Origin of the sequence: Phenylobacterium sp. VNQ135 (genome assembly GCF_049445735.1) — a bacterium.
Taxonomy (GTDB): domain Bacteria; phylum Pseudomonadota; class Alphaproteobacteria; order Caulobacterales; family Caulobacteraceae; genus Phenylobacterium.
In genome coordinates this window covers 192,259-216,065 of sequence record NZ_JBMSDS010000005.1, presented here as the reverse complement: position 1 = coordinate 216,065, position 23,807 = coordinate 192,259, and the positions used below count along the sequence as shown (strand labels likewise).

At 68.6% G+C, this 23,807-nt stretch carries 24 protein-coding genes; 11 read left to right on the top strand and 13 right to left on the bottom strand.

Annotated features, from left to right (window positions below; translation table 11 throughout):
* Positions 1-65: 65 nt before the first annotated feature.
* From ACO2Q0_RS18765 to ACO2Q0_RS18720, 10 genes are all read right to left on the bottom strand, one after another.
* Entirely contained in the window at positions 66-461 is a 396-nt protein-coding gene (locus tag ACO2Q0_RS18765; RefSeq protein WP_423353042.1) for a copper-binding protein, read from the bottom strand.
* Positions 458-3,610, bottom strand: coding sequence for an efflux RND transporter permease subunit (locus tag ACO2Q0_RS18760; RefSeq protein WP_423353041.1), 3,153 nt, complete (start codon positions 3,608-3,610; stop codon positions 458-460). The genes ACO2Q0_RS18765 and ACO2Q0_RS18760 overlap by 4 nt, the downstream gene beginning before the upstream one ends.
* Positions 3,607-5,079 (bottom strand): efflux RND transporter periplasmic adaptor subunit, encoded by a 1,473-nt coding sequence (locus ACO2Q0_RS18755; protein ID WP_423353040.1) that lies wholly within the window; start codon positions 5,077-5,079, stop codon positions 3,607-3,609. The genes ACO2Q0_RS18760 and ACO2Q0_RS18755 overlap by 4 nt, the downstream gene beginning before the upstream one ends.
* A complete protein-coding gene (locus ACO2Q0_RS18750; RefSeq protein ID WP_423353039.1) occupies positions 5,076-6,326 on the bottom strand; it encodes a TolC family protein in 1,251 nt (416 codons plus the stop codon). The genes ACO2Q0_RS18755 and ACO2Q0_RS18750 overlap by 4 nt, the downstream gene beginning before the upstream one ends.
* Positions 6,327-6,424: 98 nt before the next feature.
* Complete coding sequence (locus ACO2Q0_RS18745) at positions 6,425-6,709, bottom strand: hypothetical protein (protein ID WP_374470376.1); 285 nt, start codon at positions 6,707-6,709, stop codon at positions 6,425-6,427.
* Positions 6,710-6,837: 128 nt separating this feature from the next.
* Positions 6,838-7,218 carry a hypothetical protein gene (locus ACO2Q0_RS18740; protein WP_374470375.1) on the bottom strand — a complete coding sequence of 127 codons (381 nt, stop codon included), beginning with the start codon at positions 7,216-7,218 and terminating at the stop codon, positions 6,838-6,840.
* Positions 7,219-7,490: 272 nt separating this feature from the next.
* A complete protein-coding gene (gene arsC / locus ACO2Q0_RS18735) occupies positions 7,491-7,904 on the bottom strand; it encodes an arsenate reductase (glutaredoxin) (protein ID WP_423353038.1) in 414 nt (137 codons plus the stop codon).
* 5 nt (positions 7,905-7,909) lie between these two features.
* Complete coding sequence (gene arsB, locus ACO2Q0_RS18730) at positions 7,910-8,980, bottom strand: ACR3 family arsenite efflux transporter (RefSeq protein ID WP_374470373.1); 1,071 nt, start codon at positions 8,978-8,980, stop codon at positions 7,910-7,912.
* 41 nt (positions 8,981-9,021) lie between these two features.
* Positions 9,022-9,540: an arsenate reductase ArsC gene (locus ACO2Q0_RS18725; protein WP_374470372.1), complete on the bottom strand. Its 519-nt coding sequence runs from the start codon at positions 9,538-9,540 to the stop codon at positions 9,022-9,024.
* A 10-nt stretch (positions 9,541-9,550) separates the two neighbouring features.
* On the bottom strand, positions 9,551-9,904 hold the full coding sequence (locus ACO2Q0_RS18720) for an ArsR/SmtB family transcription factor (protein ID WP_257817660.1): 354 nt from the start codon (positions 9,902-9,904) through the stop codon (positions 9,551-9,553).
* A gap of 62 nt (positions 9,905-9,966) precedes the next feature.
* Between ACO2Q0_RS18720 and arsH the strand changes: the two genes are divergently transcribed.
* Together arsH and ACO2Q0_RS18710 are read left to right on the top strand one after the other, a co-directional pair.
* Positions 9,967-10,698 (top strand): arsenical resistance protein ArsH, encoded by a 732-nt coding sequence (arsH, locus tag ACO2Q0_RS18715; RefSeq protein WP_374470371.1) that lies wholly within the window; start codon positions 9,967-9,969, stop codon positions 10,696-10,698.
* 49 nt (positions 10,699-10,747) lie between these two features.
* Complete coding sequence (locus ACO2Q0_RS18710; protein ID WP_374470370.1) at positions 10,748-11,320, top strand: SOS response-associated peptidase; 573 nt, start codon at positions 10,748-10,750, stop codon at positions 11,318-11,320.
* A gap of 240 nt (positions 11,321-11,560) precedes the next feature.
* On the opposite strand, the gene ACO2Q0_RS18705 is transcribed toward ACO2Q0_RS18710, so the two are convergent.
* The 3 genes from ACO2Q0_RS18705 to ACO2Q0_RS18695 form a co-directional block, all read right to left on the bottom strand.
* Positions 11,561-13,063 (bottom strand): calcium-binding protein, encoded by a 1,503-nt coding sequence (locus tag ACO2Q0_RS18705; RefSeq protein WP_423353037.1) that lies wholly within the window; start codon positions 13,061-13,063, stop codon positions 11,561-11,563.
* Positions 13,064-13,178: 115 nt separating this feature from the next.
* Positions 13,179-13,613 (bottom strand): Cu(I)-responsive transcriptional regulator, encoded by a 435-nt coding sequence (cueR, locus tag ACO2Q0_RS18700; RefSeq protein WP_423353036.1) that lies wholly within the window; start codon positions 13,611-13,613, stop codon positions 13,179-13,181.
* Positions 13,610-16,093 (bottom strand): heavy metal translocating P-type ATPase, encoded by a 2,484-nt coding sequence (locus ACO2Q0_RS18695; RefSeq protein WP_423353035.1) that lies wholly within the window; start codon positions 16,091-16,093, stop codon positions 13,610-13,612. The genes cueR and ACO2Q0_RS18695 overlap by 4 nt, the downstream gene beginning before the upstream one ends.
* 289 nt (positions 16,094-16,382) lie before the next feature.
* Between ACO2Q0_RS18695 and ACO2Q0_RS18690 the strand changes: the two genes are divergently transcribed.
* From ACO2Q0_RS18690 to ACO2Q0_RS18650, 9 genes are all read left to right on the top strand, one after another.
* A complete protein-coding gene (locus ACO2Q0_RS18690; protein ID WP_423353034.1) occupies positions 16,383-16,784 on the top strand; it encodes a four-helix bundle copper-binding protein in 402 nt (133 codons plus the stop codon).
* 20 nt (positions 16,785-16,804) lie between these two features.
* Positions 16,805-17,179, top strand: a complete 375-nt coding sequence (locus ACO2Q0_RS18685) for a DUF305 domain-containing protein (RefSeq protein WP_423353033.1) — start codon at positions 16,805-16,807, stop codon at positions 17,177-17,179.
* A gap of 246 nt (positions 17,180-17,425) precedes the next feature.
* On the top strand, positions 17,426-17,647 hold the full coding sequence (locus ACO2Q0_RS18680) for a DUF2933 domain-containing protein (RefSeq protein WP_423353032.1): 222 nt from the start codon (positions 17,426-17,428) through the stop codon (positions 17,645-17,647).
* A complete protein-coding gene (locus ACO2Q0_RS18675) occupies positions 17,604-18,185 on the top strand; it encodes a hypothetical protein (protein ID WP_423353031.1) in 582 nt (193 codons plus the stop codon). The genes ACO2Q0_RS18680 and ACO2Q0_RS18675 overlap by 44 nt, the downstream gene beginning before the upstream one ends.
* On the top strand, positions 18,175-19,449 hold the full coding sequence (locus tag ACO2Q0_RS18670; RefSeq protein ID WP_423353030.1) for a hypothetical protein: 1,275 nt from the start codon (positions 18,175-18,177) through the stop codon (positions 19,447-19,449). The genes ACO2Q0_RS18675 and ACO2Q0_RS18670 overlap by 11 nt, the downstream gene beginning before the upstream one ends.
* 82 nt (positions 19,450-19,531) lie before the next feature.
* Complete coding sequence (locus tag ACO2Q0_RS18665) at positions 19,532-20,899, top strand: MBL fold metallo-hydrolase RNA specificity domain-containing protein (RefSeq protein WP_423353029.1); 1,368 nt, start codon at positions 19,532-19,534, stop codon at positions 20,897-20,899.
* On the top strand, positions 20,851-22,419 hold the full coding sequence (locus tag ACO2Q0_RS18660) for a thymidine phosphorylase family protein (protein ID WP_423353028.1): 1,569 nt from the start codon (positions 20,851-20,853) through the stop codon (positions 22,417-22,419). The genes ACO2Q0_RS18665 and ACO2Q0_RS18660 overlap by 49 nt, the downstream gene beginning before the upstream one ends.
* Before the next feature lie 2 nt (positions 22,420-22,421).
* Complete coding sequence (locus ACO2Q0_RS18655) at positions 22,422-23,309, top strand: ribose-phosphate diphosphokinase (RefSeq protein ID WP_423353027.1); 888 nt, start codon at positions 22,422-22,424, stop codon at positions 23,307-23,309.
* Entirely contained in the window at positions 23,302-23,754 is a 453-nt protein-coding gene (locus ACO2Q0_RS18650) for an MgtC/SapB family protein (protein ID WP_423353026.1), read from the top strand. The genes ACO2Q0_RS18655 and ACO2Q0_RS18650 overlap by 8 nt, the downstream gene beginning before the upstream one ends.
* Positions 23,755-23,807: the final 53 nt, after the last annotated feature.

Here is a 23,807-nt window from a genome sequence, read left to right as displayed (position 1 = left end):
TCGGGATGGCTCACGCCCAGGTGCGCTGAGCGCGAGCCCTCCCCCGTGGTCCGACAGCGCGGCGCCTACTGCTTCTGGATCGCGGTGACTTCGCCGCCGCCGTTCTCGAGCTTCAAGTCGAAGGCGACCTTGTCGCCGGCCTTGAGCCCTTGAGTGAGGGCGGGGGCGGCCTTGAAGGCCATGGTCATGGCCGGCCAGTTGGCCTCCGGGATCGGCCCGTGGTCGATGGTGATAGCGCCGCCCGCCGCATCCACGGCAGTGACAGTGCCGGTCGCCTTGGCGGTCTTGGCCGGCTCGGCCGAAGCCATGTTCATGCCGGACATGCTGTCGGTGGCGGCGGGCGCCGCGGCAGGTTCGGCGGGGGCCGTCGGGGCCTCCGCCTGCGTCTCGGTCTTCTGACCGCAGGCGGCCAGAGCGAGGAGGGCGCTGACGACGCCGGCGGTGAGATAGGCGCGCTTCATGGGTAGTCTCCTTTAGGGGTTAAAGCTGAGGGATCCGTGCGCCGTCGCCGCAGCAGGAGGTACCCTGCCGGGATGACGAGCATAGAAAGTAAGGGGGCGGTGAGCATGCCGCCGATCATGGGCGCGGCGATCCGGCTCATGACCTCCGAACCGGCGCCATGGCCGATCAGGATGGGGAAGAGGCCCGCCAGGATGACGGCTACGGTCATCGCTTTCGGTCGCACCCGAAGCAGCGCGCCTTCGCGCACCGCCTCGGCGACTTGGCTGGGCCTGGGATCGGGACCGCGTTCCTGAAGGGCGTGTTTCAGGTAGATCAGCATCACCACCCCGAACTCGGCGGAGACGCCGGCCAGGGCGATGAAGCCCACCCCCGTCGCCACCGACTGGTGATAGCCGAGCAGATAAAGCGCCCAGATCCCGCCGGTCAGCGCGAACGGCAGGGTGGCCATGATCAGCGCCGCTTCGTCCAAGCGGCCGAAGGTCACGTAGAGCAGCAGGAAGATGATCGCCAATGTCGCCGGCACGACGATCTTCAGCCGATCGGCCGCCCGCTGCAGGTACTCGAACTGGCCCGAGTAGGCGACGCTGACCCCCGGCGTGAGCTTCACGTCACGGGCGACCGCCCTCTGCAGGTCGCCGACCACCGAGGCGAGGTCGCGTCCACGCACGTCCACATAGACCCAGGTTGAGGGGCGGCCGTTCTCCGTCTTCAGCATCGGCGGGCCGTCGGCGATCTGCACACGGGCGACGGTTCCGAGCGTGATCTGCTGCCCGGCCGGCGTGACGATCGGCAGCGAACGTAGGCCTTCCAGGCTGTCACGCAGCTCGCGCGGGTAGCGCACGCTGATCGGATAGCGGGCGAGGCCTTCCACCGTCTCGCCGACGGTCTCGCCGCCGATCGCGCCAGACACGATGGCCTGCACGTCGCTGATGTTGAGCCCGAAGCGCGCGGCGGCGGCGCGGTCGATGTCGACATCGACGTAGCGTCCGCCGGTCAAGCGCTCGGCGAGGGCGGAGCTCACCCCCGGCACGGTCTTGGCGACCGCTTCGATGCGCCCAGCGATGCGGTCGAGTTCGGCGAGGTTTGGCCCGGAGACCTTCACCCCGATCGGGCTCTTCACCCCGGTCGCCAGCATGTCGATGCGGTTGCGGATCGGCGGCACCCAGACATTGGCGAGGCCGGGGACTCTCACGGTCTGGTCGAGTTCCTCCACCAGCTTCTCAGGCGTCATGCCCGGCCGCCATTGGTTGCGCGGCTTGAACTGGATGGTGGTCTCGAACATCTCCAACGGAGCGGGATCGGTCGCGGTCTCCGCCCGTCCGGCCTTGCCGAACACGGTCTTCACCTCAGGGACCGTGAGGATCAGCCGGTCCGTCTGTTGCAGCAGCTCGGCGGCCTTGGCGGCGGAAATGCCGGGGAGAGCTGATGGCATGTAGAGCAGGTCGCCCTCGTCCATCGACGGCAGAAACTCGCCGCCCAGGCGGCTGAGCGGCCAGGCCGTCGTGGTGAAGGCCAAGGCCGCCAGCAACAGCGTGGTCTTGGGTCGCCCCAGGACCCAGTCGAGCGCTGGCCGGTATGCCCGGGTCAGCGCCCGGTTGAGCGGATTGTCCTGCTCGGCGGGAATGCGACCGCGGATCAGGTAGCCCATCAGCACCGGCACGAGGGTCACCGACAGGATCGCGGCGGCCGCCATGGCGTAGGTCTTCGTGAAAGCCAGCGGCGCGAACAGCCGGCCCTCCTGCGCCTGAAGTGTGAACACCGGCACGAAGGACAGGGTGATGATCACCAGGCTGAAGAACAGGGCCGGCCCGACCTCTGCGGCTGCCTCGGTCACCACCTCCCAACGGTCCTTGCCGCGGAGCGTCTGGCCGGGATGGTCATGCGTCCACCGCTCGAGGTGCTTGTGCGCGTTCTCGATCATCACCACGGCGGCGTCGACCATGGCGCCGATAGCGATGGCGATGCCGCCCAGCGACATGATGTTGGCGTTCACGCCCTGGCCGCGCATCACCAGGAACGCCGCCAGCACGCCGAGCGGCAGGGTGAGGATCGCCACCAGCGCCGAGCGCGCGTGCCAGAGGAAGAGGCCGCAGACGATCGCGACGACGATGAACTCCTCGACCAGCTTCTGCGTCAGGTTGGCGATGGCGCGGTCGATCAGCTGCGACCGGTCGTAGGTCGTCACGACCTCGACGCCGGCCGGAAGGCTGCCCTTCAGCTCGGCCAGCTTCGACTTCACCGCCCCGATGGTCTCGCGGGCGTTCTTTCCAGAGCGCAGGATCACCACGCCGCCGGCCACCTCGCCTTGGCCATCCAACTCGGCGATGCCGCGCCGCATCTCCGGTCCAACCTGCACGGTGGCGACGTCCCCGAGGCGCACCGGTACGCCGCCCGGCGCTGCGCGCAGAGGCACTGCGCGGAAGTCGTCGAGGCTCGCCAGGTAGCCGCCTGAGCGGACCATGTATTCGGCCTCGCCGAGTTCGAGGACCGAACCACCGGCTTCTTGGTTGGCGTTACGCAGCGCATCGACCACCTCAGCGTGGGTGACGCCATAGGCGGCGAGCTTGGTCGGGTCGACGACCACCTGATACTGGCGGACCATCCCGCCGACGCTGGCCACTTCGGCGACGCCCGGGAGGCTCTTCAGCTCATAGCGCAGGAACCAGTCCTGCAGGCTGCGAAGCTGGGCGAGGTCGTGTCGCCCGCTGCGATCGACCAGGGCATATTCGTAGATCCAGCCGACGCCCGTGGCGTCGGGTCCAAGCGCCGGCTTGGCGGACGCGGGGAGCCGCCCCTGCACCTGGTTGAGATATTCCAGCACCCGCGACCGCGCCCAGTAGAGGTCGGTCCCGTCTTCGAACAGCACATAGACGAAGCTGTCGCCGAAGAAGGAATAGCCCCGCACCGTCTTGGCTCCAGGGACCGAGAGCATGGTAGTGGCGAGCGGATAGGTGACCTGGTTCTCGACGAGCTGAGGCGCCTGTCCCGGGTAGCTGGTGCGGATCACCACCTGGACGTCGGAGAGGTCAGGCAGCGCGTCCACCGCCGTGGAACGGACCGCCCAGAGCCCGGCCAGCAACAGGCCGGCGGCCGCGATCAGCACGTAGAACCGCCCCCGGACCGAGGCGCGGATAAGGGCGGCGATCATCGGGGCGTATCCAGCTTGGCGATCCGCCGCACGGTGGGCACGCCGCCAGCCTGGTCGAAGGCGAAGCGCACCTGATCGCCGGTCTTCAGACCCTCGGCCAACTTCGGGTCGGCGAGGGTGAAGCTCATGGTCATCGCCGGCCACTGCAAGGCTGGGACGGGCTGGTGGCTGAGCGTGATCGACCGGCCGTGCAACCGCTCGAGCCGTCCGGTCGTCTCGTAGGCGGTCGGTGGGGCCGCCGCGGGCGGCCTCGGCTGGATCGGCCGCGCCTGCACGCCGGCAAGGCTGGCCTCTGAGTCGAGCAGGAACTGGCCGGAGGCGACCACCTGTTCGCCCGCCTGGAGACCTGCCAGGATCTCGGTCCGGTCTCCCGCCTCGCGGCCGACCTGCACCTCGGCAGGCCGGAATCGTCCCCCAGGCTGGGCCAGCATGACGAGTGCGCGGCGACCAGTCCGGATCACCGCTTCGGAGGGGACAAGCAGCGCGGGCGAGGCGGCGCCCGCGAACTGCGCCTGTCCGTACATGCCCGGCCGCAGGCGCCCGCCGCGGTTCGGCAGTTCCACCCGCGCGGTGAGGGTGCGGCTCTCGGCGGCCGCTTCCGGCAGGATGGCTGAGACACGCCCGACAAACTGCTCGCCCGGAAAGGCCGTGAGCGTGACCGTCACGGCCTGTCCGGGGCGGACTTGGCCGGCCGTGGCTTCCGGCACCGAAACGTTGAGCCAGACGCTGCCCAGCCCGCTGATCTCAGCGAGCGTCTGGCCCTGGCTCACCGTCATGCCATTGCGCACGCTCAGCGTTCGGATCACGCCGCCACCCGGGGCAGTTATGCGGACGACCGTCTGCGGCCGACCACTGCGTGCGACCGAGGCGATCAGGCTGGGCGACATGCCGAGCAACGCCAGGCGCTGGCGCGCTGCCGCGATCAGGGCTGCATCCCCGGTGCGGCGGACCGCCAGGAACTCCGTCTGGGCGCCGCCCCACTCCGGCACGAGCACGTCCGCGAGCGGCGCGCCCGCGGCGATGATGTCGCCGGGCGCACGCGCATAGACACGCTGCACGAAGCCGCCGGCGCGCGCCTGGACGACCACGAGGTCGCGCCCGTTGAAGTCGATGACCCCCGGGGCGGTGATCTCGCTAGGCAGGCGCCCCGGTTCGGCTGTCGTCAGACGCACGCCGAGGCTCTGGACCCTCGCTGGATCGATCTGCACGCCGGCGTCCGCCCCCGCCTCGTCGGCGTATTTCGGCACCAGCTGCATGTCCATGAACGGGGACTTGCCTGGCTTGTCGAACCGTTGGCTGGGGACCATCGGGTCGTACCAATAGAGCACCTGGCGGCCGGCGCTGGTTGGGGCGGGCGCCGGCTTGTCGGATGAGCTCAGCCTCGAGAGGCCGTAGCCGCCGGCGCCGCCCAGCAGGAGCAGGATCATGCCCCCGGCCGCCAGCTGCGCGCGCGTGATGGGGATGCTCATGGCGCGTCGGCTCCATAGGTGAGGGTGATGCGCACCGCGTCGCGGGCCACTGCCGCCTCGCGTTCGAGCAAGGTGAGCCGGGCTTCGGCCAATTCGGTGAAGGCCTGCAGGACGTCGCCGAGCCCCGCGCGCCCGGCGCCGTAGCTGGCGGTCTCCAGATCAGCTTGCCGCTGCGCCGCGGGCAGAACGACATCCTTGGACCGCATCCACTGTTCATGGTGCATCAGGTGGTCGGCGAGATCTCCGTCGAGCCCGGCGCGCAGGGTGCGGCGCGCGACTTCCGCCTCCGCATCCACCCGAGCCGCATCGGCGCGCCGCGCGGCGATCAGCGGATCCTGCCGCTGACCCGCGAAGAGGGGCAGCCGCACCGTCACACCGGCCGAAACCATGTCGCCGAACATCCGGTCCCGGCGCCCGTAGCTGGCCTCCAGCGCAAAGTCCGGGCGCTTTGCCGCCCGCGCGGCGTCCACATCCGCTTGCGCCCTCGATCGCGCCGAGTCGTAGGCCCGCAGGGTGGAATGCGCCTCAAGGCCGGCCCGCAGACTCGCCGGCTCGATGTCGAGCGAGGGCGGCGGTCCGGCGACGGCTGGGTCCAGGTCGCCGGTCCAGCGTGACAGCTCGGCCTTCGCCCGCTCGGCGGCGGCCGCGAGCTCATCGCGCTGGTCCTGCAAGGCGGCTCGCGCGCGGATCGGAGCGAGCGCCATCGCCGGACGGTCCGCGCCCGACGCCACGCCCGCCGGGGCCGAGCGCCAGATCGGCTCGATCTGCCGCAAGATCGCATCCAAGGCCGCGAGGCGGCTCTGGGCGTAGTGCAGATCGACCCAAGCCAGCGCCGCGCCGAGCTGGACCTCACGTGTTGTGACCGCCCGTTGGGCTTCCGCCATGGCGACATCGGCGCGGGCGCCCGCCGCCTCCGCGCGCCGCCGCCCGGCGTTCGGGAACTCCTGCATGACGCCGACTGTCGCCATGGTCATCTCGTCGGCGCCGAAACGGCCCGCCATGGGACCGGAGATCGGGTAATTTTCGACGCCGAACCTCAGCTGAGGATCCGGCAGACGTCCCGCCGCGACCGCGCTGCTCCGAGCCGCCCGCGCCTTGAGGTCGGCGGCGGCAACCGCAGGAGCGGTCTGGCGCGCTCGCGCGAGCGCCTCTTCGTAGGTCAGGGGGCTGCTCTTGGCCTGCGCCGTGCTGAGCAGGCTAGCAGCCGCCGAAGCAACGCACAGCTGGGCAAGTCGAATTGGACGCATGTGGGAACCCATGTTGGGGAAGGCGCCGGCGGCAAGCTATGCCGCCGGCGCCCCTCCGTCTCCCGCAGAGGGGATACTCGAAAGCGATCGGGAGCCGGTCAGCCGTTGGGGGTCGGCGCGACGGCGCGATGGTCGCCCATCATGCGGTGGCACATCGCCCTCATGGCGGCGTCGTCCTTCATCATGGGGCAGTCCGAAGCCTTGGCGACGGCCTGCGTCTTCGGGACTTTTACGATGCGCACGAAAGGGTCCTTGCCGTTGGGCGATCGGACGGTGCGGATGACGTAGCCGTCGTCACCTGCTGCCGCTGCGGACGCAGCGGTCGAAAGACCAGTGATCGTCAGGGCGGCCAGGGCCGCCGAAATCAGCTTGAAGCGTTGCATGTTGCATTCACCTGAAAGGAATTGAGCGAGGCTGCGCGGTCGCGCAGCAGTCGGCCCGGTCCTCGCGAGGCGGCTTGATCGCCGGCTCGTCGCGAACAGGGCATCCCTAGCCGCGGGCGCGGCTGGCTTCAGGCGTGGTGCTTGGGGGGTCGCTTCAGGCCCGGGGGACCGTGGGCGTGCAAGGGCACCGGCGCCGCCGGCTCGAAGCGGGCGTGCACCACGGTGAGTGCGAGCTCCGCCGGCGCTTCGGGCAGGGCGACGTTCACCCCACAGACGACCGCGCAGGCCTGGGCGCAGGCCTGGCTGTCGTGCGGCTTGGCTTTACCGGCATCGTCGTCGCAGCAGGGCATGCCGCCGGCTTTGCCGGCGTCCTGCGGACCCGCCATGCCCATCATCGCGGCCATCTGCGCCGCGTCGTGATGATGCAGGCACGCCGGCGCCGCGGCGGAGGCCGCGATCGGGCTGATCAGCAGGCCGACGAGGGCCAGGAGGGCGAGCAGGACCCGCATGTCGGAGATATGACGTCCCCGTCTGTGACTGTCACATGAAATATTGTTATCGACGTCAGATAGCCCGCGCCCACCAATCCTCCCCCGCCCGTGCTTAGACGGTACGCTCACGAAGTGTCTTCGTTGGGGGCAGACGCGTCCGGTTAGCCGAAGACGATCTGATCTCCGCGGGCACGCTCGAAGGCTGGCTCGGTAGATCATTGTTAAGCCGCCGCGCGCAGCTCGGTGACGGGTACGTCGACGGTGCCCCGCGGGCCGCAGCCGCGGTTGGTTCAGCGCGTGACCTCCACCACCTCGCCGTCCTCCTTGGTGAAGCTCTGCGGTTTGCGATCGAGCAGGTCCAAGACCGCTTCCGAAGGCCGGCTGAGCTTTGCCCCCTTCGGCGTGACAACGATCGGGCGGTTCACCAGGATCGGGTGCTCGACCATGGCGTCGAGGACCGCATCGTCGCTGACGTGCGGGTCAAGCAGGCCGAGCTCGCCGGCCGGCGTGCCCTTCTCGCGCAGGATTTCGCGCGGCTTGGCGCCCCTGGCGGCGAGCAGCTCCCGCAGCTGCGGCTTCGTCCAGCCAACCTGCAGGTACTCGACGATCTCCGGCTCGTAGCCGGCGGCTTTGACCATTGCGACGGTATTGCGGGAGGTGCCGCAGGCCGGGTTGTGGAAGATGGTGATCGGGAAGTCGGACATGCAGCTCACCTCGTGATCGGCGGGGCGCAGCGCGCCGCCACCCGTTGAACGGCCGCGCCCCGCTCGTACCAGCCCTTGGACCGGTTCACGATGGCGACGATGGTCAGCATCACCGGCACCTCGATCAGCACGCCCACGACTGTGGCGAGCGCCGCGCCGGAGGAGAAGCCGAACAGGCTGATCGCGGCGGCGACCGCGAGTTCGAAGAAGTTGCTGGCGCCGATCAGGGCGGATGGGCCGGCGACGCAGTGGGCTTCGCCGGTGAGGCGGTTGAGCAGGTAGGCGATCGCCGAGTTGGCGTAGACCTGGATCAGGATCGGCACGGCCAGCATGGCGATGATCGCCGGCTGGGTGAGGATCTGTTCGCCCTGGAAGCCGAACAGCAGGACCAGGGTGGCCAGCAAGGCGGTGAGCGAGACGGGACCCACACGGCCGAGCACGCGCTGCAGCTCGGCTTCGCCGCCGCGCTTGAGGAGCGCGCTCCGCAGGAGCTGCGCCAGGACGACGGGGACGATGATGTAGAGCCCGACCGAGAGCAGCAGCGTCTCCCAGGGGACGGTGATGGCGGATAGGCCGAGCAGCAGTCCGACGATGGGCGCGAAGGCGACAACCATGATCGCGTCGTTCAGCGCCACCTGGCTGAGCGTGAAGTGCGGCTCGCCGCGCGTCAGGTTGCTCCAGACGAACACCATCGCCGTGCAGGGCGCCGCCGCCAGCAGGATCAGGCCGGCGATGTAGCTGTTGATCTCGCCCGCCGGCAGATAGGGGCGGAACAGGTAGCCGATGAAGACGGCCCCCAGCGCCGCCATCGAGAACGGCTTCACCGCCCAGTTGACGAACAGGGTCACGCCGATGCCGCGCCAGTGCTGGCCGACCTGGCGCATGGCGCCGAAATCGACCTTCATCAGCATAGGGATGATCATCAGCCAGATCAGCACCGCCACCGGCAGATTGACCTTGGCCACTTCGGCCGAGCCGATGGCCTGGAACACCGACGGGAAGAGGTGTCCGAGGCCGACGCCGATCACGATGCAGAGCGCGACCCAAAGGGTCAGGAAGCGCTCGAAGCGGGACATGGCCTTGGGCCCCTTGGATGGGGCGGGGGGCTCGATAGTGGTCATTGGGCGGACTGGGGATCGTCGACGGTTCGGCCGATCTCGGCCAGCTTCGTCTGCAACGACATGCGGTCGATCGAAGCGAGCGGCAGGCTGAGGAAGATGCGGATGCGGTTGCCCAGCATCCGCGCCGTCTCGGAGAAGGCGGCGGCGATCTCGGCCTCGGAGCCCTGGACCGCAGCCGGATCGGGCACGCCCCAATGGGCGGTCATCGGCTGGCCCGGCCACACAGGGCAGACCTCGCCCGCGGCGTTGTCACAGACGGTGATGATGAAGTCGAGCGGCGGGGCGCCGGGCTTCGCAAACTCGTCCCAGGACTTGGAGCGGAACGCCGTGTCCTCGAAGCCAAGGGCTCGGGTGATCGACAGGGCGTGCGGATTGACCCGTCCGGTGGGCATCGAGCCCGCCGAGTAGGCGTTGAAGCGGCCGCGGCCCTCCTTGTTCATCAGCGCCTCGGCGATGACCGATCGGGCCGAGTTGCCGGTGCACAGGAAGAGGATGTTGTAGGTCTTGTCGCTCACGGTGGGCTCCTCAGGCTCGGGCGCCTTCGGCCACGCAGCACTGGCTGGCGATGGCGGCGAGCGGCGCGCAGATCTCCGGCGAACCGCCGCAGCAGTCCTCCATCAGGAAGGCCAACAACTCGCGCATGGCGTCGTAGTTGGCGGTGTAGATGATCGAGCGTCCGTCACGGCGCGAGGCGATCAGGCCGGCGTGGCTGAGCACATTGAGGCTGGCCGACAGGGTGTTCGGCAGCACGCCCAGACGGCGGGCCACTTCGCCGGCTGGCAGGCCGTCAGGTCCCGCCTGCACCAGGAGGCGGAAGGTGGACAGGCGAACCTCGTGCGCGAGGGCGGACAGGCTTGCAACGGCAGGCTTGGTTTCCATATTTCGACAATATAGGAAATCTACGACAGTTTGAAGTCGGTTCCACCGCGTTCGAGGTCCAGATGACTGAGTTCCCCGCCCTGCAGCCGCAGTTCCTCGACACGCCAAGCCTGGAGAAGCTGAACGCGCCGACGGCGGCGACTCACCCGCCGCGCATCCTGCTGCTCTACGGCTCGCTGCGGGAACGGTCCTACAGCCGGCTGCTGACGGAGGAGGCCGCCCGCATCCTGCAGCGGTTTGGCGCCGAGACGCGCATCTTCGATCCGCGGGACCTGCCGCTGCCCGACGCCGTGTCGCCGGACCATCCGAAGGTGCAGGAGCTGCGGGCGCTCTCACAATGGTCCGAGGGCCAGGTGTGGTGCAGCCCGGAACGCCATGGGGCGATCTCCGGGATCATGAAGGCGCAGATCGACTGGATCCCGCTGGAGATCGGCAGCGTGCGGCCGACCCAGGGGCGCACCTTGGCTGTGATGCAGGTGTCCGGCGGCTCGCAATCCTTCAACGCCGTGAACACCCTGCGCCTGCTCGGCCGCTGGATGCGCATGATCACCATCCCCAACCAGTCCTCGGTGGCCAAGGCCTACCAGGAGTTTGATGAGGCGGGCCGGATGAAGCCGTCCGCCTATTACGACCGCGTCGTCGACGTGATGGAGGAGCTCTACAAGTTCACCCTCCTGACCCGCGATCGCGCGGACTATCTGGTCGATCGCTACAGCGAGCGCAAAGCCGCCGGTCGCGTCACCGAGGGCGATCAGCTGGCCGCCGCGGCCATGGCGCATGAGGCGGCGACCTGACAAGAGCGCCGGTCGGGGACCGCTGCTGCGCCCGGGGCGTTAGTCGAGGATGTGCAACGACTACCGCTACACGAAGTCGCCTGACACCCTCCGGGAGGAGTTCAGTCAGCTGAAGATCCCGCTGCGGTTCGCGGGCGACGCCACCCCGAACTACCCGCCCTACGACGACATTCGGCCGAACCAGACGGCGCCGATCATCCGCGGCGGTTCGGAGGGGGTGGAGCTTTCCGTCACGCCTTGGGCCTGGAAGTCGTCCAGCGGCAAGCCCGTGTTCAACTTCCGGTCGGAAGGACGCAGCTTCGCCAAGAGCGACCGCTGCCTGATCCCGTCGGACGGCTTTTACGAGTTCACCAAGTCCGACGATCCTAAGCAGCGGCTGAAGGACAAGCACCTCTTCACCCTCGTCGGCGAGCCCTGGTTCTGGATCGCAGGCCTGGTGAAGGAGGGCGCCTTCGCCATGCTGACCACATCGCCGGGACCGGACATCGCGCCGTACCATGACCGGCAGGTGGTGGTGTTGCCGCGCGCGAAAGGCCTCGACTGGCTCAACCTGCGGAGGCCGGAGGCGGAGATTCTCCGCCCGCTGCCCAGCGGCAACCTCATCCACGAACAGGTGCGGTAAGCGCCTGGTGTGCCGGGCGGAATGACTGGCGACGGGGGAGGCTGCGGACGGTTCGCTGTTGTGGGCGGCGCGGCTGCCCACCTCGGCCCGGCCGCCCGGATCGAGATGGCGGAGGGCCGCGGCCAGAACGCGCGCCATTGGATCGCGAAGGGCTTGAGGCTGCCTTCGCGCGTCGCCCATGCATCGCCTCGCCGCCCTTGGGACGACGAGGCGACGATCTGAGAGGTGAACCCTGGCAGCTTACGCCGGGAAAATCCAATCCGAACCGGCGGTGCTGATCCCCGGGACGAAGCCGGGCTCATCGATGAACATGAAGTCGCTCTGCCGGAGATCCGCCTTGAAGACGCCCAGCAGCAAGACGCCGCCTTCCGGATCGGCGTCGCGGTCGGTGTTCCAGGAGACGAACGCCCCTTCCGCGCGATCCACGACGGACACCTGATCCGGCCGGATGTCGCGCAGCGCGAGGTGGTCGAACGCGCCCTGCGCCTCACCGCGGACTTCCATATCGGTGACGACGTCGAAGCCGCTGTGCGGATCGACGATGAAGGCGTCGGCCCCCGTGCCGCCGGTGATGGTATCGTTGCCCATGCCGCCTTCGATCATGTCGTGGCCGGCGCCGGCGTCGATCGAGTCCGCGCCCTCCATGCCCATGATGTCGTCGACCATGGCGCCGCCGGTCAGTGTGTCCGCGCCCATGCCGCCGTCGAGGCGATCCATGCCGTCGCCGCCTTCCAGTCGGTCGTCGCCCGCATCACCTTGCAGTACATCGTCACCGCCAGCGCCCAGCAGAGTGTCGGCGCCATCCCGACCGAAGATGTTGTCGACGCTCTCCCCGCCGGTCAGCTGATCGGCTTCCCGCTCGCCGACGAGCACCTGGTAGGTTTCGTCGCCCGTAAAGGTGAGCGCGACATCACCATCCCGCATCGCCGCGTCGGCGGCTTGGTCGAAACGCTCGCCTGGCAGGTCGCCGTGCCGAGGGTCCGGACCCTCGACGCTGGGTGTGGGCCGCTCGGGGGTCGGCGCCGTCGCCGGGCGCGAGGCGGGCGGAAGATCCGGCGCGTTCGCGAACATGAAGTCGTCCTGCGCGAGATCCGCCTGACGCACGCCCTCCAGCAGCACGGAGCCGCCCTGCCAGCTGACACGCACACCCGCCGGGGAATCTTCGAAGCTTAGGTCTTCCCACCGGAGGTCCCGCAGCGCGAGGTGGTCGAACATGCCGGGACCCGCAGTGAAGTCGCGGATCACATCGTTGCCGCTGGTGGGGTCGACCGCGAAGGCGTCGGGTCCGAGGCCGCCGACCAGCGTGTCGTCGCCCATCCCGCCCTCGAGATCGCCGTGGCCGGCGCCCTCGTCGAGGTAGTCGTTGCCCGTGCCGCCCATCAGGGCGTCAGCGTCTCTGCCGCCAAAGAGCCGGTCTCCGTCCATGCCGCCCGTGAGCCGGTCGGCGCCGTCGCCCCCGCTGAGGGTGTCGGCGCCGGAGTCGCCATAGAGCACGTCGTTTTCGCGGTCTCCGCTCAGCAGGTCGTTGCCGCCGAGTCCCCAGAAGTGGTCGCGGTCGCCGCGCCCGACGAGGGCGTCGTTGCCCTCATCCCCGATCGAGACCTGATAGTCGTAGCGTTCGCGACCGGCATCGAAATCGAATGTTAGACCCTCTCCGGAGAGATACTGACCCGCCAGTTCCTGGATGGGCACATCCCTCCAGCCGTGGGATAGTTTGTGTGACATTTGGCCGTTCCTGCGCAAGATTACAGCGATGGGAATGTTTCAACCCGCAACAACGGGTGAGCGATCCGTCAACTCTGTATTGCGCTCGCAGTTCCGAGTATTGCCAGTAAGCCTGTCTTTGCCTCAGCTAAGCTTACCGCGCTCTTGCCTTGACTCGTTCCGGCGGCGTCGTCGGCTCGGCTCCGGCCGTCAGGTCGGCAAGGATGGGGCACTCCGGACGATCGTCGCCGGCGCAGCAGTGCGACAGGTGCCGCAGGGTGTCGGCCATGGCCTGCATTTCGGCGATCCGGGCGTCGAGATCGGCCACATGCCGGTCAGCGATCGCCTTGACCTCGCGGCTCGGCCGCTCGCGATCCCGCCACAGCGACAGCAGTTGCGTGATCTCGTCCATCGAGAAGCCGAGACTACGCGCGCGCTTGATGAAGCGAAGCTCGTTGATCTGGCGGGCGTCGTACTCGCGATAGTTGGAGTCGGTCCGGCTCGCGGGGCGCACCAGGCCGATCTCGTCGTAGTAGCGGATCATCTTGGTGGTGACGCCCGAGGCCTTCGAGGCCTGACCGATGTTCATGGCCGTGCTCCTTGGAAGGCGGCGTCGCGGAAGGCTCGCAGGCGAAGCGCGTTTGTCAGGACGCTGACGCTGGAGAGCGCCATGGCGCCAGCGGCCACCATCGGAGACAGCAGCAGGCCGAAGGCGGGGTAAAGGGCGCCGGCGGCGACGGGGATCAGCACCACATTGTACCCGAACGCCCAGACGAGGTTCTGGCGGATGTTCCGCAGCACGGCCCGGCTGAGCGCGAGCGCGCTGGCAACGCCCCGCAGGTCGCTGCGCATCAGCACCACGTCGGCGCTTTCGATGGCGATGTCCGTGCCAGCGCCCATGGCGATCCCGACGTCGGCTGCGGCGAGCGCCGGGGCGTCATTGACCCCGTCGCCCACGAAGGCCAGGCGGCCGAAACGGGCCTGCAGATCACGAACCGCCACGACCTTGCCGTCCGGCAGCACCTCGGCCACGACGTCGTCGAGTCCGAGCTGCTCAGCGACGGCGTTGGCCGTCCGAGCGTTGTCCCCGGTGATCATCACCACCTTCAAGCCCTGCGCGTGCAAGGCCTGCAACGCCGCAGCCGTCGTCGCCTTGACCGGGTCGGCGACGGCGATGATCGCCGCCAGTTCCCCGTCGATCGCCGCGTAGAGCGGGGTCTTGGCCTGGCGCGCCAAGCGCTCAGCCTCCGCGGACACGGCGGCGACCGAGATGCCAAGCCGGGTCATGTACCGGTCGGCGCCCACTTCGACGGTGCGGCCCTCCACCTGCGCCGCCACGCCGAAGCCGGGGATGCTCTGGAAATCCTCCGCGGGCGGGATGCTGAGTTCGCGGGACTTGGCTGCGTCGACGATCGCCTGCGCAACAGGATGCTCCGACGAGGCCTCAACGGCGGCGACCAGGCGCAGGACCTCGGCTTCGTTACGTCCGACCGTGACCTGAAGATCGGTCAGGGCAGGGCGGCCCAGCGTCAGGGTGCCGGTCTTGTCGAAGGCCACCACCTGGACGTCGCGCAGGCTCTGCAGGGCTTCGCCGCGCCGGAACAGGATCCCGAGCTCAGCCGCCTTACCCGTGCCGACCATGATCGAGGTGGGCGTGGCCAAGCCCATGGCGCAGGGGCAGGCGATGATCAGGACGGCGACGGCGTTGACGAGCGCGAAGCTCAAAGCGGGCGAGGCGCCGAACAGCAGCCAAACCGCGAAGGTGAGCATCGCGATGCCTATGACGGCCGGCACGAACCAGGACGTGACCTGATCGACCAGCGCCTGGATGGGCAGCTTGGCGCCCTGCGCGGCCTCCACCATGCGGACGATCTGGGACAGCATGGTCGCGGCGCCGACCTTGGTGGCGCGGAAGCGGATAGCGCCGGTCTTGTTGACGGTGCCGCCGACGACCGCAGCGCCGGCGGCCTTCTCCACCGGGATCGGCTCACCCGTGATCATCGACTCATCCACGAAGGAGCCGCCGCCCACCACCTCTCCATCGACGGGGATCCGCTCGCCGGGACGGACGAGGACGAGGTCGCCGACGCGGACCTCGCCGATCAGCACCTCGAGCGCCACGCCCTCCCGCTCAACACGCGCCGTCTTGGCCTGCAGGGTCATCAGCCGCTTGATGGCCTCGCTGGTGCGCCCCTTGGCCTGGGCCTCGAACAGCCGGCCCACCAGGATCAATGTCACGATGACGGCGGCGGCCTCGTAGTAGATGTGGTCCGCGCCGGCTGGCAGCAGGCCGGGCGCGAAGGTCGCCACCACTGAATAGAGCAAGGCGGCGCTCGCCCCCAGCACCACCAGGGAGTTCATGTCGGGGGTGCGGCGAACCAGGTTCGGCACCCCCTTGCGGTAGAAGCGCAGGCCCGGGCCGAACAGCACGAACGCGGCGAGGGCGAAGCTCGCCAACCGCCAGGGCTGCTCTCCGATGGCGCCCGCCAGCCAGTGGTGGACGCCGGGGACGAAGTGACGGCCCATCTCGACAAGGAACAGCGGCGCCGTTGCGGTGGCGGCGATGATGACGTTGCGCTTGAGCCCTTCGATCTCGGCTTCGCGCGCCTCGCGCTCACGATCGGCGAGCTCTGGCGTGGCCTCCGCCGTGGGTCTCGCGTCGTACCCGGCCTTGGCGACAGCGGCGGTGAGCGCGCCGAGGTCGGTCCCTTCCAGCACCTGCACCTGAGCCCGTTCAGTCGCGAGGTTCACCTGGGCGGAGATCACGCCGGGCGCGGCGCGCAGCGCCCGTTCCACCCGGCCGACGCAGCTGGCGCAGGTCATGCCGGCGACCTTGAGCTCGATGCTGCGTTCGAGCGGCTCGTAGCCGACCTTGCGGATGGCTTCGATCACGGCCGGGGTCCGGCCGGGGTCCGCCAGTTCCACGTGCGCGCGCTCCGCCGCCAGGTTCACCGCCGCGCTGGCGACGCCCGGCACGGCCTTGATGGCCTTCTCGACGCGCCCCACGCAGCTGGCGCAGGTCATGCCGAGAACCGGAATGTCGATCGGTTCGAGGGTTGTCTCGGGCATATCCTGATCTCCTGAACGTCTATGCCCAAGTGAAGTGGGCCTTCCCATCATGGGAAGGTCAAGCGCCTCGGTTTTCCACCACCCAACGGCCGAGATCGGTTCCAGAAGTCCAATCTCCCTGGGCAGCCTCGCTGGCGGAGCAACAAAGGGACGTTCGGCGCCCTCAAGTACGCGCGCAGACAGCGTCCCCCTCAACCTTGCGGAAGAAGGCCGCTTTTATTTTCCAGCAAGGAACCGCCGCTGGATCGCGCGGTTTGACCGGCCATCCACCTGCATACGGAAGCCGTCGATGCATGCCCATCAGATGATCAGTACGCACCCGCACGTGCGCGGCAACACCAATGACAGCTTGATCCGCTGCATTGAAGAGTGCTTCGACTGCGCTCAGATCTGCACCTCGTGCGCCGACGCCTGCCTCGGCGAGGAGATGGTCGCCCAACTCACCCAATGCATCCGCCTGAACCTCGACTGCGCCGACCTCTGTTCGGCCGCTGGACATATCGCGTCGCGCCGCACGGGCTCCAACGAGCCAATCATTCAGAGCGTGCTCCGCGCCTGCGAAGAGGCCTGCCGCCTCTGCGCCGAGGAGTGCGAGCGCCATGCCAGCATGCATGAGCACTGCCGGATCTGCGCCGAATCCTGCCGGCGCTGCGAGCAGGCGTGCCAAGCCGCCCTTCAGACCTTCCACTGATCCTTGAGGAGACCCACCGAATGAACCGGATCGCGATCTTAGCCGCCGCCGCCTCGCTGCTCGCCGCCGCGCCTGCGCTCGCGCAGCAAGCCGGCCAGCACCAGGGTCATGGCGGAGAGCACGGCGCCATGGCCAAGCAGGACTACATGAAGTCGATGCAGGGCATGCATCAGAAGATGATGGCCGCAGAGGACGCCGACCCGGATCGCGCCTTCGCTCTCAAGATGATCCAGCATCACCAGGGCGGTATCGACATGGCGCGCGTCGTCCAGCAGCACGGCGACGACGCCGAGATCAAGAAGATGGCGCAGAAGACCGCGGACATGCAGCGCAAGGAGATCGCGGAGCTGCAGTCCTGGCTGGATCGCCACGGCGGCCGCACGCCTAAGCGCTAAGCGGGAAGCCCGGCGGGCTCGGGCAGCGCCTGGCGTGGATCGGCTTTTTTGCTCTATCCTGCCCCCCGCAGTGCGCGAGCAGGTTTGACGATGGTCAAGGCTCCTGGCGTGACGCCGGTGGATCATGTGATTCAGAGGTTGCCTCCATCACGGCCCGACCGCGTGCGACTAGCGCGCTCGATCGGGCCGCGGGGCGGCGGCGCTGATCGCCCACCCGAGCCGAGCTCGACGCATTGAGAATTCGCCATGACCTTCGACTTGAAGGGCTTCTTGTTGATGACACTGGTCGCCATCGCCTCGGCCGCCGGCTTCTGGCTGCTGCGCGCGCACTGGGGTCACGCGCTTGGCATCGCGCCGTATCTGCTCTTTCTCGCCTGTCCGCTGATGCACCTGTTCATGCACAAGGGCCACGGAGGACATGGCATTGACCACACTCAAGGCCGCGCCACCCCACCGTCTGGCGGCTGAGGCGCTCTGCCACGGGTCGCGGCCGCCCGGCCCGCCCGTGTCGGAACCTGGAGCACGCATCGGGGATGTGCGCGGGCGGTCCCGCCGCGCCGCGGTCATCGCGATCGGCGCCTGCGGGGCGTACCAGCTGGGGCTCGGCGCATACTTCGTGGGGTTCCGGCCGCCGCTCCTGCCGGAAGATCTTCGCTTTCTCGGCGCAGCGGCCGGGGAGCTCGGGGCTTTAATCCCGCGATTTGAGCGGTGGCTGGACCTCGTCTTCCTCGTGTTGGGCGGGCAGATGGCCGCGTTGGGCCTGCTCCTGATCGGCCTGGCCCTTCGTCTGGCCCACGGGAGGGTGGTGCACATTCGCGACGTTCTTCTGCTCGGCGCGGCTGGGCTCCTGTCCGTGGCGGTGATGAGCGCCGCAAACTTCGCCCTCGGGTCGGATTTCCGGTGGCTGTTGGTTTTGCCGGTGCTCGTCTGGTTGGTCGCGGTGACGTCGGCCGTCCTCGCTGAGGTTGCGCGCGCGCCCGCCGGGGAGGCTTCGCATGACTCCTGATGAGGCCGGCGCCGAGAACCGCGACGCCGTGCTCAACCGCGAGTGCTTCTGCGTCACCCTGGATCGCGCCGGCCTTTCCGCGGCGATCCAGACGGAAGCACGGGAGGCCGACCTCGCTGCAGTTCTGCTAGAGGCCCGGCCGCATCTATTCGCCGAAATGCCGGTGTTCCTCGCGCGCGCCGACCTGGACGCCATGCTTGCGGTCGTCGACGCGATCGAGGCGGCCGCCAGCGACCCCACCTACCAGGCGGCGGTGATTGCCTGGGCGCCCGAGATCGCGCGGCAAGACTTCGGGCCTCGCGGCGTCTTCATGGGGTACGACTTCCATCTCGGCGCGAGCGGGCCGAAGCTGATCGAAGTTAACACCAACGCCGGCGGGGCCTTTCTGAACGCCTTCCTCGCCCGGGCCCAGCGCGCGTGCTGCCGCGAGGCCAGAGACGCGATCGAACTGACGCCAGCCGCGGATTTCGAAGCCGCCGTGTGGCAGATGTTCGAGCAGGAGTGGCGGTCTCAGGGCCGCGCCGGTCAACCGCGCACCATCGCCATCGTCGACGAGCGCCCCGCGGAGCAGTACCTCTACCCTGAGTTCCTTCTCGCCCAGCGCGCGTTCGAACGGCGCGGCGTCAACGCCATGATCGTCGATCCTGCAGAGCTGTCCTTCGCCGAGGGCCAGCTACGGCGCGGCGGTGAAGCGATCGATCTGGTCTACAACCGGCTGGTCGATTTTGCGCTGCATGGCGAGCGCCATCAGGCGCTGCGTGACGCCTACACAGCGGGTGCGGTCGTTCTTACGCCCAATCCACGCAACCACGCCCTCCTCGCGGACAAGCGCAATCTGACGGTGCTGTCCGATCCCGCCGCGCCCGCGCGCTGGCGGCTGTCGCCCGTCCAGCGGCGCAGTCTTTCGGCGGTGCCTAGAACGATCCTGGTGAGCGCTGAGACCGCGCAGGAGCTGTGGTCGGCTCGCAAACGCTACTTCTTCAAACCGTCGGGCGGCCACGGCGGCAAGGCAGTCTATCGCGGGGACAAGATGACCCGCGGGGTGTGGGAGGAGGTGCAGCGCGGCGGCTATATCGCCCAGGAACTGGCCGCGCCGACCGAGCGCCGCATCAAGATCAACGGCCAGGTTCAGGCGCTGAAGCTTGATGTGCGTCTCTACACCTACGCCGGCTCGCCGCTCATGACGGCGGCGCGGGTCTATCAGGGGCAGACAACGAACTTCCGCACGCCGGGCGGCGGTTTCGCGCCCGTCTTTGTCACCTGAAGGGCCGAGCGGGCGCGGCTTTGATCTGGGACAAGGGCGCCGCTGACAGAGCGCGTATCCTTTAGCAAGGATCGGAGGGCGCATGGCCAAATTGACGCTGACGTCGCTAGGCGGCGCGGGAACGGTGACGGGCTCGAAGCACCTGCTTGAGCTTGGGGGGCGAAGCCTGCTCGTGGACTGCGGGCTGTTCCAGGGTCTGAAGGCCCTGCGCCTCAAGAACTGGGAGCCGCTGTCCCGCGAGGCGGCCTCCATCGACGCCGTGGTGTTGACCCATGCGCACCTCGATCACTCCGGCTATCTGCCACGGCTGGTGCGAGAGGGCTTCCGAGGCCCAATCTACTGCTCGGCGGCAACGGCAGATCTCGCGGAACTCCTGCTGCTGGACAGCGCCAAGATCCAGGAAAGCGACGCCGAGTTCGCGAACCGACATGGCTTTTCCAAGCACAAGCCGGCGCTCCCGCTGTACGGCAAGCATGACGCCGAACGCGCCATTGGCCAGCTCCGGCCGGTCGCGTTCGGCAAAGCGGTGGACCTTGGACATGGCGCCACGGCCACGTTCCGCTACGCGGGCCACATCCTCGGCGCCGCAACCGTTGAGGTTAGGTGGGGCGGGAAGACTGTCGTCTTCTCGGGGGACCTCGGCCGCTATGACGATCCCATCACGCCCGATCCCGAGCCCGTACCGCACGCCGACTACCTGATCGTGGAGTCCACCTATGGCGACCGGCATCACGATCCGGTGGCGCCGGCGCAAGCGCTGCTGAAGGTGATCGAGCGCACGACCGCCCGGGGCGGCACTGTCGTGATTCCGGCCTTCGCGGTCGGACGCGCCCAGGAGCTGCTCTACCTGCTGTCGAAACTCAAGCAGGATGGGGCGCTGCCTTTGACGCCGATCTATCTCGACAGTCCCATGGCGACTGATGCCACCGAACTTCTGTGTCGCCATGGGGCCGATCACAAGCTGGCCGAGGATGTCTGCCGGGCGTCTTGCGAGGTCGCCACCTATACGCGCGACGTCGAGGAGTCGAAGGCTCTAAGCCACAACAGCATGCCCAAGGTGATCATATCGGCCAGCGGCATGGCGACCGGCGGGCGCGTGCTGCACCATCTGAAGGCGTACGGCCCCGACGCCCGCAACACCGTGCTCTTCTCAGGCTATCAAGCGGCCGGAACCCGCGGGCAGGCGCTGCTCGGGGGCGCCCGCGAAGTGAAGATCCACGGGCAGTGGATCCCCATTCGAGCCGAGGTGGCGAACCTCCCAATGCTCTCGGCCCACGCAGACGTGGACGAGATCATGCGGTGGCTGGCCGGCTTCACGCGCCCGCCGGCCCGGACGTTCATAGTCCACGGGGAGGATGACGGCCCAGTTGGACTGAAGGCGCGCATTGAGGCGGACCTGGGGTGGGATTGCACGATCTCCTCTCAGGACGAAGCCTACGGCCTGTCGTGACTGCGGAGGCGCAACCCCGTTCTCCCACACCGACCCTGAAGGCTCGGCGGCTGGGATTGTTCACCCAGGACGACGCCGTCGTGCTCATGCGTTCGGACTGCCACGTCTGCCGCTCCGAGGGTCTCGGCCCGCGCTCGCAGGTGTTGCTAATGGCGAATGGGCGCGAGGTGCTCGCGCTTCTGTACCAGGTGTCCGACAGCCTTCTTGGCCATGGGGAAGCGGGCCTATCGGAAGCCGCCTGGGCGCGGCTGGGCATCGCTGAGGGGGCGGAGCTCGCCGTGCGCCATCCGCCGCCCCTTGGCTCCCTCTCGGCGGTCCGGCGTCGGATCTACGGACAGCGGCTCGATCTGGCGGCGCTCCAGTCGATCGTCAGGGACGTCGCCGCCGCACGCTACACGGACGTTCACCTTTCCGCCTTCCTCACCGCCTGCTCGGCGTTCCCCCTGGACCTCGAGGAGACGGTCGGCCTCACGCGCGCGATGATCCAGGTCGGCGAGCGGCTGACCTGGCCGTCGCCGATCGTCATCGACAAGCACTCGGTCGGCGGGCTTCCGGGCAATCGCACCACCCCGATCGTCGTGGCCATCGTCGCGTCGCACGGTCTGCTGATGCCGAAGACATCGTCGCGCGCGATCACCAGTCCAGCCGGAACGGCCGACACCATGGAGACCCTCGCGCCCGTCGACCTAAACGTCGCGGCCATGCGGCAGGTGGTGGAACGGGAGGGCGCCTGCCTCGTATGGGGCGGCTCCGTCCGCCTGAGCCCCGCCGACGACATCCTGATCCGGGTGGAGCGGGTGCTGGACATCGACACGCGAGGCCAACTGATTGCCTCGGTACTGTCGAAGAAGATCGCCGCCGGGTCGAGCCATATCGTGATCGACATCCCGGTCGGTGCGACCGCCAAGGTCAGGACGGACGAGGCGGCGGCTGAGCTCGCCGCGGAGTTGACGGAGGTCGGGCGCGTCTTCGGGGTCGAGCTGCGATGTGTCATGACCGACGGCGTGCAGCCGGTGGGGCGCGGGATCGGTCCCGCGCTGGAGGCGCACGACCTGGTGGCCGTGCTGAAGAACGACGCCCAGGCTCCGCAGGACCTACGGCGGCGCGCGTGCATGCTGGCCGGTGCCGCGCTCGAACTCGCGGGCCGAACCGCCGCCGGGGCAGGCTTCGCGCTTGCCGAGACCACGCTCGCGGACGGACGGGCGTGGGCCAAGTTTCAGGCCATCTGCGACGCCCAGGGTGGGTTGCGGCGGCCGCCAAAGGCGACCCTCACGCACCCTGTTCTGGCAAGCCGCACGGGGCGGGTGACCAGCATCAACAACCGCACCTTGGCCAAGCTTGCGAAGCTTGCCGGCGCCCCGGACGCAAAGGCCGCAGGGGTGATGCTGCACGCGCGACTGGGCGATGAGCTGACACGGGGACAACCGCTTATGACGGTGCACGCCGAGGCCCAAGGCGAGCTGGCCTACGCGCTCGAATTCGCCGCGGCCAACCCCGACATCGTGCAACTGGAGGCCTGACCTTGCGTCTCATCCTGGCTCTGCCTGGCCATGAAGCCTTCGCCGCCAAGCTCGCTGAGGCCGCCGGCGCCGAGGTCGGGCGCCTCGAGACGCGGCAGTTCCCCGACGGCGAGCACTACGTTCGCATTTTAGACGACCCGGCTGGCCGCCAGGTCGACGTCGTCTGCAGCCTGGCGCGCATCGACAGCCTCATCCTAACGCTCCTGTTCGTCGCTGCGGCCGCGCGTGAGCAGGGGGCCAAGCGGGTGACGCTGGTCGCGCCCTACCTCGGCTATATGCGGCAAGACAAGGCGTTCAAGGCGGGGGAGGCGGTGACCTCACGTGCGTTCGCGCGCCTGATTTCGGGCGCGTTCGACCGGCTGATCACCGTCGATCCTCATCTTCATCGCTTCAAGACGCTCAGCGAGCTCTACACCATCCCCTGTGTGACCCTTCATGCGGCGGACCTGCTTGGCGCTTGGATCCGGTCTGAAGCCCCAAACGCGCTGGTGATCGGGCCCGACAGCGAGAGTGAGCAATGGGCGTCGGAAGTGGCCGCGGCCGCTGACGCTCCGGTGGTCGTCTTGCGCAAGGAGCGCCTTGGCGATCGCGACGTGAGGATCACCTTTCCCGACCTCAGCGGCTACGGAGGCCGCCAGCCGGTGCTGATCGATGACATTGCGTCTTCGGGGCGCACCTTGACGGCGGCGGCCCGCGAGCTGGGCATCCGGGGCTTCCCCCCTCCGATCTGCGCCATTGTGCACGCGATCTTCGGGGGCGACGCCCTGTCCGAAGTCGCTGGCGCTTCCGCCCGCGTCGTCTCCACCGATGCCGTGCCGCACGCCACGAACGCAATCCCGCTGGCGCCGCTGATCGCGACCGTCCTGCGCGAGGAGGGCGCTGATGTCTGATTTGGACGTGGTCCTTCGGGTCGTCGCTGCGGCGGCCGTGGGCTTTCTGATCGGGCTCGAGCGATCCCGACGAATCCGCTTCGTTGGCGCGCGCACCTTCGCGCTGATCGCCACAGCCGGGGCCATGGCCGGCGTCATCGCCATGCGGCTCCACAGCGACGACGCGCGGGTGATCAGCACCGTGCTCCAGGGGGTGCTGATGGGGGTCGGGTTCGTCGGCGCCGGGGTGATCATGCACCCGGCATGCGGGCGCTCGATCCACGGCGTGACCACCGCCGCAGCCGTCTGGGTCTCGGCGCTCGCAGGCTTCGCCGCGGGTCTCGGAGAGTGGCTGCTCATGGCGCTCGGCGCCGGACTGACCTTTGTTCTCCTGATGGCGCCGGAGCCGTTCGCCGCCAAGGCCCCTGTGGCGGACGAGAGGAAGGACGGAGCCCCGCGCTGCTGACCGAGTATGCGCGGCCCCTGCGCCTATCCGTCACGACACCATACGATCGCTTG

Excerpts from the sequence above, each read along its gene's own strand:
- ACO2Q0_RS18765 (WP_423353042.1), bottom strand. The coding sequence starts at position 461 with ATGAAGCGCGCCTATCTCACCGCCGGCGTCGTCAGCGCCCTCCTCGCT.
- ACO2Q0_RS18760 (WP_423353041.1), bottom strand. The coding sequence starts at position 3,610 with ATGATCGCCGCCCTTATCCGCGCCTCGGTCCGGGGGCGGTTCTACGTG.
- ACO2Q0_RS18755 (WP_423353040.1), bottom strand. The coding sequence starts at position 5,079 with ATGAGCATCCCCATCACGCGCGCGCAGCTGGCGGCCGGGGGCATGATC.
- ACO2Q0_RS18750 (WP_423353039.1), bottom strand. The coding sequence starts at position 6,326 with ATGCGTCCAATTCGACTTGCCCAGCTGTGCGTTGCTTCGGCGGCTGCT.
- ACO2Q0_RS18745 (WP_374470376.1), bottom strand. The coding sequence starts at position 6,709 with ATGCAACGCTTCAAGCTGATTTCGGCGGCCCTGGCCGCCCTGACGATC.
- ACO2Q0_RS18740 (WP_374470375.1), bottom strand. The coding sequence starts at position 7,218 with ATGCGGGTCCTGCTCGCCCTCCTGGCCCTCGTCGGCCTGCTGATCAGC.
- arsC (WP_423353038.1), bottom strand. The coding sequence starts at position 7,904 with ATGTCCGACTTCCCGATCACCATCTTCCACAACCCGGCCTGCGGCACC.
- arsB (WP_374470373.1), bottom strand. The coding sequence starts at position 8,980 with ATGTCCCGCTTCGAGCGCTTCCTGACCCTTTGGGTCGCGCTCTGCATC.
- ACO2Q0_RS18720 (WP_257817660.1), bottom strand. The coding sequence starts at position 9,904 with ATGGAAACCAAGCCTGCCGTTGCAAGCCTGTCCGCCCTCGCGCACGAG.
- arsH (WP_374470371.1), top strand. The coding sequence starts at position 9,967 with ATGACTGAGTTCCCCGCCCTGCAGCCGCAGTTCCTCGACACGCCAAGC.
- ACO2Q0_RS18710 (WP_374470370.1), top strand. The coding sequence starts at position 10,748 with ATGTGCAACGACTACCGCTACACGAAGTCGCCTGACACCCTCCGGGAG.
- cueR (WP_423353036.1), bottom strand. The coding sequence starts at position 13,613 with ATGAACATCGGTCAGGCCTCGAAGGCCTCGGGCGTCACCACCAAGATG.
- ACO2Q0_RS18695 (WP_423353035.1), bottom strand. The coding sequence starts at position 16,093 with ATGCCCGAGACAACCCTCGAACCGATCGACATTCCGGTTCTCGGCATG.
- ACO2Q0_RS18690 (WP_423353034.1), top strand. The coding sequence starts at position 16,383 with ATGCATGCCCATCAGATGATCAGTACGCACCCGCACGTGCGCGGCAAC.
- ACO2Q0_RS18685 (WP_423353033.1), top strand. The coding sequence starts at position 16,805 with ATGAACCGGATCGCGATCTTAGCCGCCGCCGCCTCGCTGCTCGCCGCC.
- ACO2Q0_RS18680 (WP_423353032.1), top strand. The coding sequence starts at position 17,426 with ATGACCTTCGACTTGAAGGGCTTCTTGTTGATGACACTGGTCGCCATC.
- ACO2Q0_RS18670 (WP_423353030.1), top strand. The coding sequence starts at position 18,175 with ATGACTCCTGATGAGGCCGGCGCCGAGAACCGCGACGCCGTGCTCAAC.
- ACO2Q0_RS18665 (WP_423353029.1), top strand. The coding sequence starts at position 19,532 with ATGGCCAAATTGACGCTGACGTCGCTAGGCGGCGCGGGAACGGTGACG.
- ACO2Q0_RS18650 (WP_423353026.1), top strand. The coding sequence starts at position 23,302 with ATGTCTGATTTGGACGTGGTCCTTCGGGTCGTCGCTGCGGCGGCCGTG.